Source organism: Novosphingobium chloroacetimidivorans (assembly GCF_014204535.1).
Taxonomy (GTDB): Bacteria; Pseudomonadota; Alphaproteobacteria; order Sphingomonadales; family Sphingomonadaceae; genus Novosphingobium; species Novosphingobium chloroacetimidivorans.
Genome location: NZ_JACHLR010000001.1, coordinates 198,771 through 214,555 on the forward strand (window position 1 = coordinate 198,771; position 15,785 = coordinate 214,555).

The window sequence follows — 15,785 nt, forward strand, 5'->3', positions numbered from 1 at the left end:
TAGCGCCTGAGGCGTGCTCAACTGCGCGCATCGCCCTCGCCGACTTCACCAGCCGTGCCCATCGCCGCGTCCACCAGGCCGGTGCGCATCATCCACCAGAACAGGACGATGCCCGGAACCGCCACGATCGTGGTGAGCAGGTAGAAGTTCACGTAGCCGAACGCCTCGATCAGCGATCCTGCGGTGGTCCCGGTCAGAAAGCGTCCAACGATGCTCGCTCCCGCCGAGATCAAGGCATACTGCGAGGCGGTGAACCGCAAGTCGCACAGCGCCGAGAAGTACGCGACGACGACGACGCCGCCATAGCCGCTGGCCACGTTCTCGAACCCGATCGCACCGGCCATTCCGAGGTTGGAGTGCCCGGCAGCAGCCAAGGCCGCGAAGCTCAGGTTCGATACCGCCATGAGGACCAGCGCGATCAGGACCGACCGCTTCAAGCCCAGCTTGGTATAGGCGATGCCACCGATGAAAACGCCGATCAGATAGGCCCAGAATCCGAGCCCGACATCGTAGATAGCTATCTCGTCATTGCTGAAGCCGAGATCATCGAACAACAGGCGGAAGGTCAGGTTCGCCAGGGTGTCGCCGATCTTGTGGACCAGAATGAAGGCCAGCACCAACATCGCACCGGACCGGTTGAAGAATTCCACGAACGGTCCGACGATCGACGCCCATACTTCTCGTAAGCCCCGTCGCTCCAGCACGACTTCGCGGCGTTTCGGCTCGCCGAGCAGGAGCGCGGTGGCTATCGCCGGCATGGCGAAGGTGGCGCAGGCCATGTAGGCCGTGCTCCAGCCGTGGCGATCCGCCAGCACCAGCGCGAGCGCGCCTGCCCCTGCCGAGCCGACGCGCCAGCCATACTGGCTCATCCCCGAACCGGTTCCGAGCTGATAGGGCTTCAGCGTCTCAATCCGATAGGCGTCGATCACGATGTCGAAGCTGGCGCCCGCAGCGCCCACGAGAACGGCGGCGAGTACGACCCCCGCCAGGTCCGATGCGGGATCGGCAAGCGCGAGGTTGATCGTCGCCGCAATTACCAGCAGCCCCGTCACGAGCATCCAGGACACGCGCTGCCCGAGACCGCCGATCACCGGCAGGCGAACCCCGTCGATGATCCAGGCCCAGAGGAATTTAAGATTGTACACGAGGAACGCCAGCGTGAAGGCCGTTATGGTGGACTTCTGGATATTGTCTTGCGCCAGGCGCGTTGTCAGCGTCGCGCCGATCATCGCGAAGGGGAAACCTGAGGAAACGCCGAGCGCGAAGGCCGCTAGCGACTCCTTCTCGAAGTAGGGCGCAATCGAGCCTCGCTTTCGTGCCGGTATAGCGGTCTCCACTTCAATCGCATCGGCCACGCCGCTCGCCCCTCGCCAAAGCACGTATGAATAGCGGGCGGACAGCCGATGGGAAGGCTGGATGATCGCACGATCAACAGCTATGCGCGAGACATGTCCCTACCTCCCAGAAAGTCCGGTGGTCGTCCCGGCGACCGACGCGGCCCTCCTCGTGGCGAGGCACCCGCCTCGCGCGGGCCGTTCGCTCGCCCGCCCGCGCCCAAGTTCAAGCGGCCGTCGGCTGCCAACCCCAATGTCGCGCCCAAGCCATCCAACCCGCTGCGGCAGGACGGGCAGGAAGGCGAGCGCATCGCCAAGCTGCTCGCCCGCGCGGGTGTCGCCAGCCGGCGTGAGGTGGAGCGCATGATCGTCGAGGGCCGGGTGAAGATCGGCGACGAAGTCGTCACCACGCCCGCGGTCCTGCTCAAGAACCTTCGCGGCGTCAGCGTCGACGGCAATCCGGTCAAGGCGGCCGAGCCGACACGGCTCTTCGCGTTCCACAAGCCCGCCGGACTGATCACGGCGGAGAGCGATCCGGCCGGGCGCCCGACGATCTACACCGCCTTGCGCAATGCGCTGCCGGCTGGGTCGGGACGGCTGATGCCGGTCGGTCGGCTCGACTTCAACACCGAGGGCCTGCTGCTGCTCACCAACGATGGCGAGTTCAAGCGCCTGCTGGAGCTGCCCGCGACGAAGATCCCGCGCACCTATCGCGCGCGCGCCTTCGGCGTCGTCACCCAGGCGCAGCTGGAGGAACTGATCGAAGGCATCGAGATCGAAGGCATGCGCTATGGCCGCATCGACGCCAACATGGAGCGCAGCGCCGGGCGCAACCAGTGGATCCAGATGTCCATTACCGAAGGCAAGAACCGCGAGATCCGACGCGTGCTCGAACACCTGGGACTGGAAGTCAGCCGGCTGATCCGCGTCGGCTACGGCCCGTTCGCGCTCGATGACCTGCCCAAGGGCGCGGCGGTCGAGATCCCGGCCAAGCAGGTCGAGAACTTCCGAAAGTCGCTCGGCGCTCGTCAGCCGGCTCAGGCCAGTTAGGGCGGCACCTGATGCGCATCATCGCCGGAGAATGGCGTGGCCGCCCGCTTGTCGCGCCCGAGGGTGAGGCCACGCGGCCGACATCGGATCGTACGCGCGAAACCCTGTTCTCGATGCTGACGAGTAGGCTGGGCTCGTTCGAGGACCTTCGGGTCGCGGACCTGTTTGCCGGTTCGGGCGCGCTCGGGCTGGAAGCGCTGTCGCGCGGCGCGGCGCACTGCATGTTCGTCGAGCAGGACCCCGGAGCCATCCGCGCGCTGAGGCGCAACATCACGAACTTGCGGGCGCAGGAACAATGCGACGTGCGCGCGACTTCGGTCATGGCGATGGGCCCGCTGCGGCGCGAGCCTCTCGATCTTGTGCTGCTAGATCCGCCTTACGAAACCGGAGCAGGTCAGGTCGCAGTCGACAAACTGACGCGGCTCGGTTGGATCGCGCCGTCGGCGTGGATCAGCCTAGAGACGAGCCGCAAGGAGGACGTGAGCCTCAAGGGCTACGAGGTCGACGCGACGCGAGACGTTGGAAAGGCGCGCCTGCACTTGCTGCGGCCGGCCGCGTAGGCTTGGTGCCGGCGGGACCTCCTCCCCGCTCCCCGATAGAGCAGGGAGGAGGCATCTGTCCGTAAGGCCGATTACTTGCCGCCGCGGTTGCGGCAGCCGTCGGTGACCGTTCGGCTGCAGACCGGATAGCTCTTGCTCATCGCATCGGCCGGCGGCGGCGTCAGAGCGCCCTTGTAAGGGCCGCCTTGATAGCCTTGGTCCGCGGGCATCGCCGGCTGCGCGGCCTGATTGGCGCTCTGCGGGTTCGGGACGCCGGCGGTCGGAATGCCCTGTCCCGGAGGGTTGGCCTGGCCCGCAGGCGTGCTCGGCGTCTGGCCGGCCATCTGCTCCTGGATCGACTTCCACGCAGTGGCGCGCTGCTCGGGCGTCATCTTGTAGATCTGCCCGCGCTGGTCGTTGGTCAGGGCCCAATAGCCTTCCTGTTGCTCGGGCGTCAGCGTCCAGTAGTAGGTCTGGTAGTCGACCGGCCAGGCCTGATAGTCGCTCTGGCGCTGCGCCGGCCAGGTGGCGTAAGTCGTCTTCTGCTGGACGGTCATGGCCTGCATGGTCTGCGGCTTGCCCTTCTGCGAGACGTCCGGGCTGCCCACGGGTGCTGACTTGGTCTCGGTCGTCGTGACAGTTGTCGTGCCATCGGGGACCGGCGCGGGCGTCGTGGTGTCGGACATGGGCGCTGCCGGTTCGGGCGAGGTGCTGTCCGCGGGCGGCTGCACGCTCGTGGTGCTGGCATCCTGGGCGAACGATACGGATGGGGCTGCGGTCAGCGCGAGCGCGGCGGCGCCGGCCAGAAGGATCTTGCGCATGGAACTCTCCTAACATCGGTTATGTCCCAAGCGACGCATGGCCACGCCGAATGTTCCCCACCCGCGTCGAAGCAGCCTTGCGCCGAGGCAGTCCGTTCCCTAGCTGTTCACGGGTGACCGGCCCTTCCACTCCTCTCGCCCAAGCTCCTCAGGACCCGCTGATAGACGGCCTCAATCCGCCGCAGCGCGAAGCGGTGCTGACCACGGAGGGACCGGTGCTGATGCTCGCAGGCGCCGGCACGGGGAAGACCGCCGCGCTGACGGCACGCCTGGCCCACCTCATCCGGGCGCGGCTCGCCTGGCCGTCCGAGATCCTGTGCGTCACCTTCACCAACAAGGCCGCGCGCGAGATGCGTGAGCGGGTCGGGCACCTGATCGGCCCGGCGGTGGAGGGCATGCCCTGGCTCGGCACCTTTCATTCGATCGCCGCCAAGATGCTGCGCCGCCACGCCGAGCTGGTGGGGCTGCAATCGAACTACACGATCATCGATACCGACGATCAGCTGCGGCTTCTGAAGCAGCTGATCCAATCGGAAGGCGTGGACGAGAAGCGGTTTCCCGCACGGCAACTCGCCGGGTGCCTCGATCGCTGGAAGAACCGCGGCCTCAACCCCGACCAGATCGATGCGGGCGAGAGCGAGGCATACGCCAACGGCAAGGGCCAGCACTTCTATCGCCTCTACCAGGACCGCCTCAAGGCGCTGAATGCCTGCGATTTCGGTGACTTGCTGTTGCACATGGTCAACATCCTGCGTGACCATCGCGAGGTGCTCGACCAGTATCGCCAGCGCTTCAAGTACGTCATGGTGGACGAGTATCAGGACACCAACCAGGTCCAGTACCTGTGGCTGCGCCTGATCGCGCAAGGGCGGCAGAACATCTGCGTGGTGGGTGACGACGACCAGTCGATCTACTCATGGCGCGGCGCCGAAGTGGCCAACATCCTGCGCTTCGAGAAGGATTTCGCCGGCGCCAAGGTGATCCGCCTGGAGCAGAACTATCGCTCCACACCGCAGATCCTGGCCGCTGCGTCTGGCCTCATCAACGAGAACAGCCAGCGCTTGGGCAAGACGCTGTGGACCGAGCGTCATCCCGGCGATCCGGTGCGCGTCATCGGCGTCTGGGACGGCCCCGAGGAAGCGCGCCGCGTGGGCGAGGAGATCGAGCGACTGGAGCGTGAGGGGCTCAGCCTTGCGCAAGTGGCGATCCTGGTGCGCGCGCAGTACCAGACCCGCGAGTTCGAAGACCGCTTCATCCAGATCGGCCTCAACTACCGCATCGTCGGTGGCTTTCGTTTCTACGAGCGCGCCGAGATCCGGGACGCGCTCGCCTATCTGCGGGTGATCGCCCAGCCGGCCGACGACCTGGCGTTCGAGCGTATCTACAACGCTCCAAAGCGCGGGCTCGGTGCCAAGGCACTGGAGAAGCTGCATGTGCTGGCGCGCCGACGCGGGATCCCGCTCGCGGCAGCGGCGCTCGAGATCGCCGACAGCGACGAACTGCCCGCGCGCGCGCGCAACACCTTCGTGGCGCTGATGCGCGATTTCGGCCGCTGGCGGGACATGGCGGGCAGCGACAACCCCGCCGACTTGCTGCGTACCGTCATGGACGAAAGCGGCTACACCGACGCGCTCCAGGCCGAGAAGACCGCCGAGGCCGCCGGACGGCTGGAGAACCTGGCCGAACTCGCCCGCGCGATGGAGGAGTACGACACGCTCGGCGACTTCCTCGAGCACGTCAGCCTCGTCATGGACAATGAGGCCGCCGACGAGAACGAGAAGGTCACCATCATGACCATGCACGGCGCCAAGGGGCTGGAGTTCGACCACGTGTTCCTCCCCGGCTGGGAAGAGGGCGTGTTCCCGTCGCAGCGCTCGCTCGACGAAGGTGGGCTGGCCAGCCTGGAGGAAGAACGCCGCCTCGCCTATGTCGCGATCACCCGCGCGCGGCGGCGCTGCACGATCCTGCATGCGGCCAACCGGCGGATCTATGGCCAGTGGTCGAGCTCGATCCCCTCCCGCTTCATCGGCGAGCTTCCGGCCGAGCACGTGTCGCAGGAAACCACCATGAGCGGCGGCGCTTCGCTGTGGCGGGCGCAGTGGTCGGAGCATTCCGATCCCTTCGCGCACGTGGCGCAGACGCAGCCCTCGCGCACGGCGACGCGCGGTCCCGGCTGGCAGCGTGCAGCGCAGCAGCAGTTCGAGACGACGCCGCGCCGCGTGGCCGAAAGTACCCGCTCGGCCGCCAGCTTCGCCGCCAAGCCGCGGACCGACCTGACGATCGGCGCGCGCGTGTTCCATGACAAGTTCGGCTATGGCACCATCGCGGCACAGGAAGGCAACAAGCTGGAGATCGACTTCGAGCAAGCCGGCCGCAAGCGCGTGATCGACAGCTTCGTCAAACCGGCGGAGAGTGTTTGAGAGCATTTGATGCCCTCTCCCCGCACGGGGAGAGGATACGGTGGCTTACCAGCTTGCTGGTTAGCCTAAGTTGGAGAGGGGTTTGTGCGAGCCGCCCCCTCTCCCAGCTTCGCCAACCGCCTTCGCGGTAAGCTGCGCGACCTCTCCCCGACCGGGGAGGGAAATGAAGGCCTGCCCGCAGCTTACGGACTTCCCTTGCCACCGTGCGCGCCGACCGAGGTGCCCGTGCTGAAGCTCGCGTCGTCGGACGCCAGCATGACATAGAGCGATGCGAGTTCCGCGGGCTGCCCAGCCCGGCCCAGCGGCGTGTCCTGGCCGAACTCACCCATCTGGCCCGGCAACTGACCGCCGGCGACCTGCAGCGGCGTCCAGATCGGCCCGGGCGCCACCATGTTGACGCGAATGCCCTTCTTGGCGAGCTGCTTGGCCAGCCCCTTCGTGAAGATCAGGATCGCGCCCTTGGTGCTGGCGTAGTCGAGCAGCTCCTCTCCCGGATCGTACGAGTTCACCGAACCGGTGTTGATGATCACCGATCCGGCCGGCATCAGCGGGATCGCCGCCTTGCTGATGCGGAACATGGCGAAGATGTTGGTCTCGAACGTGCGGACCATCTGCTCGTCGGAGATCTCGCTGATATCCGCCTTGCTCTGCTGATAGGCCGCATTGTTGACGAGGATGTCGAGACCGCCCAGCCCTTCCGCGGCTTGCGCGACGAGCTTCCTGCACGCCGCTTCGGTGCGGATGTCGGCCGGGATCGCAACCGCCTTGCGCCCGGCCTGGCGGATCAGGTCGACCACTTCCTTGGCGTCCGGCTCCTCGGTCGGATAGTAGTTGATCGCCACGTCCGCACCCTCGCGCGCAAAGGCGATCGCGGCGGCGCGGCCGATGCCGCTGTCCGCGCCGGTCAGCAACGCCTTGCGGCCTGCCAGCCGGCCCGAGCCGCGATAGCTGCTCTCGCCGTGATCCGGGCGGGGCGTCATCTTGCTCGCCAGAGCCGGCCAAGGCTGGCGCTGCTCGGGGAAAGGCTGCTTCGTGTACTTGGTGCGCGGGTCCTTCAAACCCGCCGGCGGGCCAGCCGCGCCACCTTGCTGCTGGCCCGCCACGGGCGCCGCCACCATCGCCAGTCCCATTGCGCCTGCGCCGCCCAGAACCATGCGCCGGGATGTACCTTCATCCGCCATCGTGTCGCTCCACCTGTTTCAAAACCATGCGTGAAGGCAACGAAGACGGCGCGGCTGGGTCGCTTGCCCAATGGTGAAGCGCGGCCGCGATCACGCCAGGACGGACGCGAAAGGAGGCGAAACGAAGCGATGCCCCGCCGACCCAGCGCCTCAAGTGATTGGAGAGTCAGGCAACTGCGCGCGCCATGGCGGCAACGCGGATCGTTGCAGATACGCTCAGGCCAGTGCCGAGACGCTCAGGAAGCCTGGCACCGGGCCGTTCCAGCCCTCGTCCGGGCCGTCCTGCTCGCTGCGATGCTGACTGCGCTCGCGGCGGGGCTCTTCGGCCCGGACTTCGCGACGAGGGGCTCGCTCGGCGCGAGGCTCGGCGTGCCTGGTCTCGACCTTTTTTGACTCGGCCTTGGGCTTCTCTTCGGCCACGCGCTCTTCGCGGGACGGACGTTCGGCACGCCCGCCGCGCTCGCGCTTCTCGCGCGGCGGCTTGGCTTCGGCGACGGCAACATCCTCGCCCACTTGCGCGTCGTAGACGGGGATCTCGCCGCCGGTCAGCTTCTCGACGTTCTGGATCGCCTCGGCATCCTCGGGCGCCACGAAGGTGAAGGCACGCCCCAGCGCTCCCGCGCGTCCGGTGCGACCGATGCGGTGCACGTAGTCATCGGGATGCCATGGCGTGTCGAAGTTGAACACGTGGCTCACGCCCTTCACGTCGAGCCCGCGGGCGGCGACATCGGAGGCGACCAGGATGTTGATCTTGCCGTCCTTGAAGCGCTGCAGTTCGGCGATGCGGGCGGACTGGTCCATGTCGCCATGGATCTCGCCGCTGGAAAAGCCGTAGCTGTTCAGGCTCTTGTTGATTTCGCGAACCGTCGTCTTGCGGTTGCAGAAGATGATGCCGGTCTGCACGTCCTCGGACTTGAGCAGCTGGCGCAGCACGTCGCGCTTCTTGCGCGCCGGCACCGCGACCTTGAACTGCGCGATGTTGACGTTGGCCGAGGCAGGCCGTGCCACTTCGATGTACTTGGGATTGGTCAGGAAGCGGTCGGCCAGCTTCTTGATCGGCGGCGGCATCGTTGCCGAGAACAGCAGCGTCTGGCGCGCCGTCGGCAGCTTGGTGCAGATGTTCTCGATATCGGGAATGAACCCCATGTCGAGCATGCGGTCCGCCTCGTCAATCACCAGCATCGAGCAGCCGGTCAGCAGGATCTTGCCGCGCTCGAACAAGTCCATCAGGCGGCCGGGCGTGGCGATCAGCACGTCGACGCCTTCGGTCAGCGCCTTGACCTGGTCGCCCATCTGGACGCCGCCGATCAGCAGCGCCATCTTCAGGTTGTGGTTCTTGCCGTACTTCTCGAAGTTCTCCGCCACCTGCGCGGCGAGTTCGCGGGTCGGTTCCAGGATCAGCGAGCGCGGCATCAGCGCGCGGCGCCGGCCGTTGGCGAGAATGTCGATCATCGGCAGCACGAAGCTGGCGGTCTTGCCGGTGCCGGTCTGGGCGATGGCGATGATATCGCGCATCATGTGGACCTGCGGGATCGCCTGCTCCTGGATCGGAGTCGGCGTGGTGTAGCCGGAGTCCACGACCGCTTTCAGCAATTCGTCTGACAGGCCGAGATCGGCAAAGTTCATAGGCTTAATGGTGTCCGGAAAAAAGATCGGGTGCGCGCGAGCCAGTGGGGTCGATGGTGACCGTCCCCATGCAAGATCGGGCGCAGGCTTGACGCGCCCTATGCGCGATGCCGCGCAAAAGTCAAGTTTTCCCATGCGTCAACCCGCAGAAATCAGCCTCAATCGTCATCCTCGACGAGCTCGCGGATACGCGACAGCTTGCAGGCAGAGCCGCTGCGCGACAGCAGCGTGTCCCGATCGACGCAGACCATCCCGTCGGGGCTGCGCGAGAGGTAGAAGCCGGAGTAGAACGCGCGCGACAGGCAGCTGCGTTCCAGCTGCGCGTTGATCAGCCTCCGATCGCGCATGAACAGGATCACGCTGTCGGGCCCATTGGGCTCTACGCCTGCGATCCCGGCGATCGGCAGGCACTTGCCGATCTTGCGTTCGGACAAGCGCTGGCGCTGAACCCGTCTGGGCAGGGCAGCGGCAGGGTCGCGTGGCTGTGGCAGATTGGCGCGCGGGGAGACGCGGATCGTCATGCGCTGCTCGATATGGACCTGCCACGCGCTGTCGGGGACGAACGAGCGGATGACGCCGATCGGCCACTCGGGCGCGGCCCGCGGCAACTCCGGCTCAGGGAATACATGGGCGGTCTGATCCGACGCGGCATCGCCCTGCTCCTCGTCACCACTCACGGCCGAGATCAGCAGCAGCAGTGGCGCAAGCAAGGCGGCGGTCGGATTCATCAGTTCGGTCGGTCCCCTAAGCTCTTGAAAGCAGGTCCATCGCTTGAGGGCAAGAGCTTGAACCCGTGCTTAACTCGAGCATTTCGCAAGCTGGACCGATCCGCCCCGTACGCGCCGAATAGGCATGGCGGCGCAAGGTGTGCCATAGATGGACTCATGAGCGAACAACAAGCATTCCTGGAGGCGGCGCAATCCAGCCTCGGAGCTCGCGGCCTGACGCAGGATCTCGACCTGATCGAGCCTTGGCTGACCGACTGGCGCGGGCGTTTCCAAGGCAAGGCGCTGGCCATGGCGAGCCCGGCGACGACGCGGGAACTGGCGGACCTGGTGCGGCTTTGCGCGCAGCATCGGGTTCCGATCGTCCCACAGGGCGGCAACAGCGGCATGGCGGGCGGCGCCACTCCGGACGAAAGCGGGCAGGCCGTGCTGCTCTCGCTGCGGCGCATGAACACGATCGGCGCGATCGATGTGAACGGGCGCAAAGTGACGTGCGGCGCCGGGGTCATCCTCCAGACCTTGCACGAAGCAGCGGAGGCGGAAGGCCTGCGCTTCCCGCTGACGTTGGGCGGCAAGGGTTCGGCGACGGTCGGCGGCCTGATCTCGACCAATGCGGGCGGCACGCAGGTGTTGCGCCATGGTTCCATGCGCGCGCTTGTCATGGGGCTGGAAGCGGTGCTGGCGGACGGGCAGGTCTTCTCCATGCTGACTCCGCTCAAGAAGGACAATCGCGGCTTCGACCTGAAACAGCTGCTGATCGGATCGGAAGGCACGCTGGGGATCGTCACAGCCGCGACGCTCAAGCTGGTGGCGGCCGTGGCCGAGCGGGTGGTGATCTGGGCCGGCGTGTCGAGCGTGCAAGCCGCACGCACCTTGCTCCTTCATTGCGAGGACGCTGCCGGCGACGCGCTGGAGGGCTTCGAGATCTTGCCGCAGGCCTCGCTCGAGGCGGTGATCGACCATATGCCTTCGGTCCGTCCGCCCCTGGCTGGTGCTCATCCTTGGCACGTGCTGATCGAAGTCGTCGCGGATCGCTCGGGGGCCGAGCGGCTGCGCGATCTTTGCGAGAACATGCTGGAGCAGGCCTTCGAGCGGGACCTTCTCGACGACGCGGTGATCGCCGCGAACGAGAGCCAGGCCGAGGCGTTCTGGCTGATTCGCGATTCGATCGCTCCGGCCGAGCGCGCACGGGGGCCGGCGGTGCAGCACGACATCTCGGTCCCGGTCGACAAGATGCCGGACTTCATCGACGCCGCCGTGCCGCACCTGGAAGCGCAGTGGCCCGGCACCGAGGCGATCGCCTTCGGACACCTGGGCGATGGAAACGTGCACTTCCACGTCATCGCGCCGCAGGGCAGCGACGGCGCGACATGGCAACAGGGTGACGGCAAGGCGATCAGCCGACAGGTCTACGATCTCGTCGGCGAATGGGGCGGGTCGATCTCGGCCGAGCACGGCATCGGCCAGCTCAAGCGCGACGACCTGGCGCGGCTGGGCGATCCCGTCGCGCTGGACATGATGCGCAGGGTCAAGCAGGCACTCGACCCGCTCGGCATCCTGAACCCCGGCAAGTTGCTTTAGGGCCACGACTCCGGCGCAGATCGCCTGCATCCACAAAGCCGTGCCTGGACGCGCGCTGCCCCTGGCTTGCGCGCCATCGGGGCAGTCCGTAAAGGAGCCGGCACTTTATACGAAGGCGCGCCGCCCACGCACGCCGCATGCGGAGAACCACCATGGCCAGCGCGCCGCAAAGTGTTGCCCTACCCTTGTTCTACAACGATCTCGTCCTGCTCAGCTCGCAGGAGCACGCCAGCTGGAAGAGCCGCGCGACCGACAAGGCGACGTGGCTCAAGGACGTGAACACCGTGCCGCTCACGGTGGAGGAGTTCCCCCTTGCACAGCGCAACTTCCCGATCGTGTTCTCGGCCGGCGAAGGTTCGTTCCCCATCGCCCTGATGGGCATGAACGAGGGCGTGAACGCCTTCGTGGACGAGGACGGCTCGGTCAACACGCCGATCTACATGCCCGCCTACGTGCGCCGCTACCCCTTCCTGCTCGCGCGCGTGCAGCCCGATTCGGAAGAACTCTCGCTCTGCGTCGACCCGACCAGCGACCTGGTCGGTGAGTTCGAGGGCGAGGAAGGCCAGCCGCTGTTCGACGGCAACCAGCCCAGCGAAGCATGCAAGAACACGCTGCAGTTCTGCGAGCAGTTCGAGATCGCCGGACAGAAGACCGCCAGCTTCATGGCCGAGCTCGAGAAGCACAACCTCCTTATGGACGGCGAGCTGAACATCGACGTCGGCGGGGGCCAGCCCTTCAACTATCGCGGCTTCCGCATGGTGGATGAGAACAAGCTGCGCGAGTTGCGCGGCGACATCCTGCGCACCTGGAACCAGAACGGCCTGCTCGGTCTGATCTACGCGCACCTGTTCTCGCTCGACCTGGTTCGTGACATCTTCAGCCGCCAGGTCGCGCAGGGCAAGGGTCCGCCGCTGCCCCAGGCAGCCTGATCGGCGAAAGTCAGGCAAAACCTTATCGAATCAGCATGATCCGCATCAGTGCGCGCACGGGGTTGCAACCGGCGGCACTGCGGACTATGTTGCAAGTGCTTCGCCAACGCTGCCCTCATGGCTTGGCGAAGTTGGTGCACTTTGTGCACCTCCTCCCTGAACCTTGGCCACCTCGCGCATCTGCGCGGGGTGGTTTTTTATGTGCCGTCTGAAAGCTTCTATTCGGCGGCGAGCGGCCAGCTCTGCTCGCCCGAAGCTGCCGCCAGTTCGAGAACGCTCTGCGCCAGACGCCGGACCATACCGGTCAGAACCTTCGCCACGTCATCGAAGCCGGCCCCCGGCTCGGCCATGCGCGTATCGAGGTAGGCGCTTCGGTCGACCTCTACCTGCATCGCGTGGATACCCGATCGCACGTCGGCATGACGCTCCAGCACATAGCCGCCCGCATAGGGCCGGTTATGCGCCGCCGGACGATCGGCTTGCGCCAGATGCGAGAAGGCCGCGCCGACAAGGCTACCGTGACACGTCGTGCCGAACCGGTCGCCGATCACGAACTCGGCTGCGGGCTGCCCCACACGTGCCACGAGCGGGGGCATGGAGTGCAAGTCCAGCAGCAGCACCGCACCCCAGCGTTCCTGGTGCGTCTTCAGCATCGCCGAGAGCCGCGCATGGTAGGGTGCGTGAATCTGCGTGATACGCTCGGCAAGTTCGGCCTCCTCATGACGCCGCCGCCAGAGCTCGCCGATACCGGGCAGGCGCCGCGGGATCAGACCGAGCCCGGTCCGCGCTCGGCGATTCGCAGGATCAGGGCGAGGTTCCGAACGGGCCGCGCGGCCGAACATTTCCCAATCGACATCCTCGGGCGCGCGGTTGAGGTCGATCATAGCCCGCGGCGCCTGCGCGATCAGCAGCGCCGCGCCGGTATCCTGCGCCACGACCCGCGCCAGACGATCGACATACCGATCCTCCAGCTTGAGCGCGGACGATTCAGGGTGGCGCATGTCGCGCAGCAGCGCGCGCGGGTAGGCGCGTCCGGCGTGGGGAACGGAAATGACGACCGGCAGCGAGGAAGGCTCATCGCCCCAGGTCCGAAACGCGGCGATGCCGGGTGCTCCAGGGATCCGACCGCCAATAGCCAGCTGCGACTCGTTCTCGGCTTCGTCACCCATGCCCGTCATTGCTGTCCTGTTCGGCCTCGCGTGTCAAAGCGCTGCGTGGGTAAACTGCTGAATGCAACGGTCGTGGCAAAGCGGATCACGTATTTGGTCTGACAAGAATTTTAACCCCTGCGCGCCTATATGCGAAGGCGCGGCCGATGGCGGTTGCAGCTTGTTTTTACCGGGACCCCGCGATGATCCGCATCCTGCTTGCCGAAGACGATCAAGCCATGCGCACCTACCTGGCGCGCGCATTGCAGAATGCCGGATACGACGTGGTATCGGTCGACCGCGGCACCGAGGCGCTGGTCCTGCTCGAAAGCGAGGTGTTCGACCTTCTCCTCTCCGACATCGTCATGCCCGAGATGGACGGGATCGAGCTGGCGCAGCGCTGCAACGAGGTCTCGCCGCAGACCAAGGTCATGTTCATCACCGGTTTCGCCGCCGTCACCCTGCGCGCCAGCCGCGAGGCTCCGCAAGCGCGCGTCCTGTCCAAGCCGTTCCACTTGCGCGACCTGGTGCTGGAGGTGCAGCGCGTCTTCGGCCTTGCCGAACATGCGCGAATTTGAACGACCAAGGGGGCTTGCATCGCATCGGACCCGCGGTTAAAGGGCCCTCCTCCGGCGGGATCAGAGCGATCCGGGCCGCCGGAACGCAGATGGTGTTCGGGCGTATAGCTCAGTGGTAGAGCACTATGTTGACATCGTAGGGGTCGCAAGTTCAATCCTTGCTACGCCCACCATCTGAAGAGCCCGCTAGCCTCTTGGCTTAGCGGGCTTTTTCATGCTTGCCGCTGCGCACGGGCTTCTGAGCGTCTCGATTGCTTCACGCGGGTCGCGGTGACGAGGCAGGTAAATCCTCTCTTCGCCCTTGCCGCTGAGCCTTGCGCCCATCGACCTGTCGCGTCCCGCGCATGGGATCGATTGACCGACCGCTCAAGCATGCCCTCCGACCAAGTGGATCGTGACGTCTCGGTGCGTCACCGGCTTTCCTCGCGATCGCTTACGGCGCCGCAATGAAACGCGCACCGGCCCGGTCACGCCGATACTTGCCTTGCTATGCGGGTTTACGCTGCCTAAGAAACCGCGAAATTGCCACCCCAGGAGCGTTTTCGAATGCAAAAGATCAAGGTCAAGAACCCAGTCGTCGAGATGGACGGCGACGAGATGACGCGCATCATTTGGCAGTGGATCCGCGAGCGCCTTATCCTTCCCTATCTCGACATCGACCTGAAGTACTATGACCTGTCGATCGAGAACCGCGACGCCACCGACGACCAGGTGACGATCGATTGCGCCAACGCCACCAAGCAGTATGGCGTCGCCGTCAAGTGCGCGACTATCACCCCCGACGAACAGCGCGTCGAGGAATTCAGCCTCAAGAAGATGTGGAAGTCGCCCAACGGCACGATCCGCAACATCCTGGGCGGCGTCGTCTTCCGCGAGCCGATCGTGATCTCCAACGTGCCCCGCCTGGTGCCCGGCTGGACTGACCCGATTGTCGTCGGCCGTCACGCTTTCGGCGACCAGTACCGCGCCACCGACACCCTGATCCCCGGCCCGGGCAAGCTGCGCCTGGTGTTCGAAGGCGACGACGGCCAGAACATCGACCTGGAAGTGTTCAAGTTCCCCGGCGCCGGCGTCGCCATGGCGATGTACAACCTGGACGATTCGATCCGCGACTTCGCGCGTGCTTCGTTCAACTACGGCCTCAACCTGGGCTGGCCGGTGTACCTGTCCACCAAGAACACGATCCTCAAGGCCTACGACGGTCGCTTCAAGGACCTGTTCCAGGAAGTGTTCGACGCCGAAGGCTTCGCCGAGCAGTTCAAGGCCAAGGGCATCATCTACGAGCACCGCCTGATCGACGACATGGTCGCCTCCGCGCTCAAGTGGTCGGGCAAGTTCGTGTGGGCCTGCAAGAACTACGACGGCGACGTGCAGTCCGACACCGTGGCGCAGGGCTTCGGCTCGCTGGGCCTGATGACCTCGGTCCTCCTCTCGCCCGACGGCAAGACGGTCGAGGCTGAGGCGGCTCACGGCACCGTGACGCGCCACTACCGCCAGCACCAGCAGGGCAAGGCGACCTCCACCAACCCGATCGCTTCGATCTTCGCGTGGACGCAAGGCCTCAGCTATCGCGGCAAGTTCGACGACACTCCGCAGGTGGTCAAGTTCGCCGAGACGATCGAGCGCATCTGCATCGAGACGGTCGAGAGCGGCAAGATGACCAAGGACCTCGCGCTGCTGATCGGCCCCGATCAGAGCTGGATGACGACCGAGCAGTTCTTCGAGGAGATCGTGAAGAACCTCGAAACCGAGATGTCCACCTGGGCGTGATCGCCTGATGTAACCGGCACGGCCGCGCGATGGCGTGCGGCCGTGCCGGAGCCTGGCCTGACCTTTGTTAGAAAAGCTGCGGC

General features: G+C 65.9%; 13 protein-coding genes and 1 tRNA gene. 8 read left to right on the plus strand and 6 right to left on the minus strand.

Features of this window, described 5'->3' with window-relative positions:
- Positions 1-17: 17 nt before the first annotated feature.
- Entirely contained in the window at positions 18-1,337 is a 1,320-nt protein-coding gene (locus HNO88_RS00945) for an AmpG family muropeptide MFS transporter (RefSeq protein WP_376768745.1), read from the minus strand.
- 111 nt (positions 1,338-1,448) lie between these two features.
- On the opposite strand from HNO88_RS00945, the gene HNO88_RS00950 reads away from it, so the two are divergent.
- Complete coding sequence (locus tag HNO88_RS00950) at positions 1,449-2,384, plus strand: pseudouridine synthase (RefSeq protein ID WP_184241840.1); 936 nt, start codon at positions 1,449-1,451, stop codon at positions 2,382-2,384.
- Between the two features lie 11 nt (positions 2,385-2,395).
- Entirely contained in the window at positions 2,396-2,944 is a 549-nt protein-coding gene (rsmD, locus tag HNO88_RS00955) for a 16S rRNA (guanine(966)-N(2))-methyltransferase RsmD (RefSeq protein WP_184241842.1), read from the plus strand.
- Between the two features lie 71 nt (positions 2,945-3,015).
- Here the strand turns inward: rsmD and HNO88_RS00960 are convergent, their stop codons facing one another.
- The gene (locus HNO88_RS00960) at positions 3,016-3,744 is read right to left on the minus strand and encodes a hypothetical protein (protein WP_184241844.1); all 729 of its coding nucleotides are present in this window, start codon (positions 3,742-3,744) and stop codon (positions 3,016-3,018) included.
- 113 nt (positions 3,745-3,857) lie between these two features.
- Here HNO88_RS00960 and HNO88_RS00965 point away from each other — a divergent pair, with 113 nt between their 5' ends.
- The gene (locus tag HNO88_RS00965) at positions 3,858-6,164 is read left to right on the plus strand and encodes an ATP-dependent helicase (RefSeq protein ID WP_312856968.1); all 2,307 of its coding nucleotides are present in this window, start codon (positions 3,858-3,860) and stop codon (positions 6,162-6,164) included.
- A 182-nt stretch (positions 6,165-6,346) separates the two neighbouring features.
- Here HNO88_RS00965 and HNO88_RS00970 read toward each other — a convergent pair whose 3' ends face one another.
- The 3 genes from HNO88_RS00970 to HNO88_RS00980 all read right to left on the minus strand — a co-directional run bounded on the left by HNO88_RS00970 (position 6,347) and on the right by HNO88_RS00980 (position 9,699).
- Positions 6,347-7,345 (minus strand): SDR family oxidoreductase, encoded by a 999-nt coding sequence (locus HNO88_RS00970; protein WP_184241848.1) that lies wholly within the window; start codon positions 7,343-7,345, stop codon positions 6,347-6,349.
- Between the two features lie 216 nt (positions 7,346-7,561).
- Complete coding sequence (locus tag HNO88_RS00975; protein ID WP_184241850.1) at positions 7,562-8,971, minus strand: DEAD/DEAH box helicase; 1,410 nt, start codon at positions 8,969-8,971, stop codon at positions 7,562-7,564.
- 158 nt (positions 8,972-9,129) lie between these two features.
- Positions 9,130-9,699 (minus strand): hypothetical protein, encoded by a 570-nt coding sequence (locus HNO88_RS00980; RefSeq protein ID WP_184241852.1) that lies wholly within the window; start codon positions 9,697-9,699, stop codon positions 9,130-9,132.
- Between the two features lie 156 nt (positions 9,700-9,855).
- Between HNO88_RS00980 and HNO88_RS00985 the strand changes: the two genes are divergently transcribed.
- Positions 9,856-11,277, plus strand: coding sequence for an FAD-binding oxidoreductase (locus tag HNO88_RS00985; protein ID WP_184241854.1), 1,422 nt, complete (start codon positions 9,856-9,858; stop codon positions 11,275-11,277).
- Between the two features lie 152 nt (positions 11,278-11,429).
- Positions 11,430-12,206, plus strand: a complete 777-nt coding sequence (locus tag HNO88_RS00990) for a SapC family protein (RefSeq protein ID WP_184241856.1) — start codon at positions 11,430-11,432, stop codon at positions 12,204-12,206.
- A gap of 218 nt (positions 12,207-12,424) precedes the next feature.
- On the opposite strand, the gene HNO88_RS00995 is transcribed toward HNO88_RS00990, so the two are convergent.
- The gene (locus HNO88_RS00995) at positions 12,425-13,375 is read right to left on the minus strand and encodes an N-formylglutamate amidohydrolase (protein ID WP_184241858.1); all 951 of its coding nucleotides are present in this window, start codon (positions 13,373-13,375) and stop codon (positions 12,425-12,427) included.
- A 182-nt stretch (positions 13,376-13,557) separates the two neighbouring features.
- On the opposite strand from HNO88_RS00995, the gene cpdR reads away from it, so the two are divergent.
- The 3 genes from cpdR (at position 13,558) to HNO88_RS01010 (ending at position 15,702) form a co-directional block, all read left to right on the plus strand.
- A complete protein-coding gene (cpdR, locus tag HNO88_RS01000; RefSeq protein ID WP_184241860.1) occupies positions 13,558-13,932 on the plus strand; it encodes a cell cycle two-component system response regulator CpdR in 375 nt (124 codons plus the stop codon).
- Between the two features lie 98 nt (positions 13,933-14,030).
- A tRNA-Val gene (locus HNO88_RS01005) sits at positions 14,031-14,105 on the plus strand.
- A gap of 373 nt (positions 14,106-14,478) precedes the next feature.
- On the plus strand, positions 14,479-15,702 hold the full coding sequence (locus tag HNO88_RS01010; protein WP_184241862.1) for an NADP-dependent isocitrate dehydrogenase: 1,224 nt from the start codon (positions 14,479-14,481) through the stop codon (positions 15,700-15,702).
- The last annotated feature ends 83 nt before the right edge of the window (positions 15,703-15,785 follow it).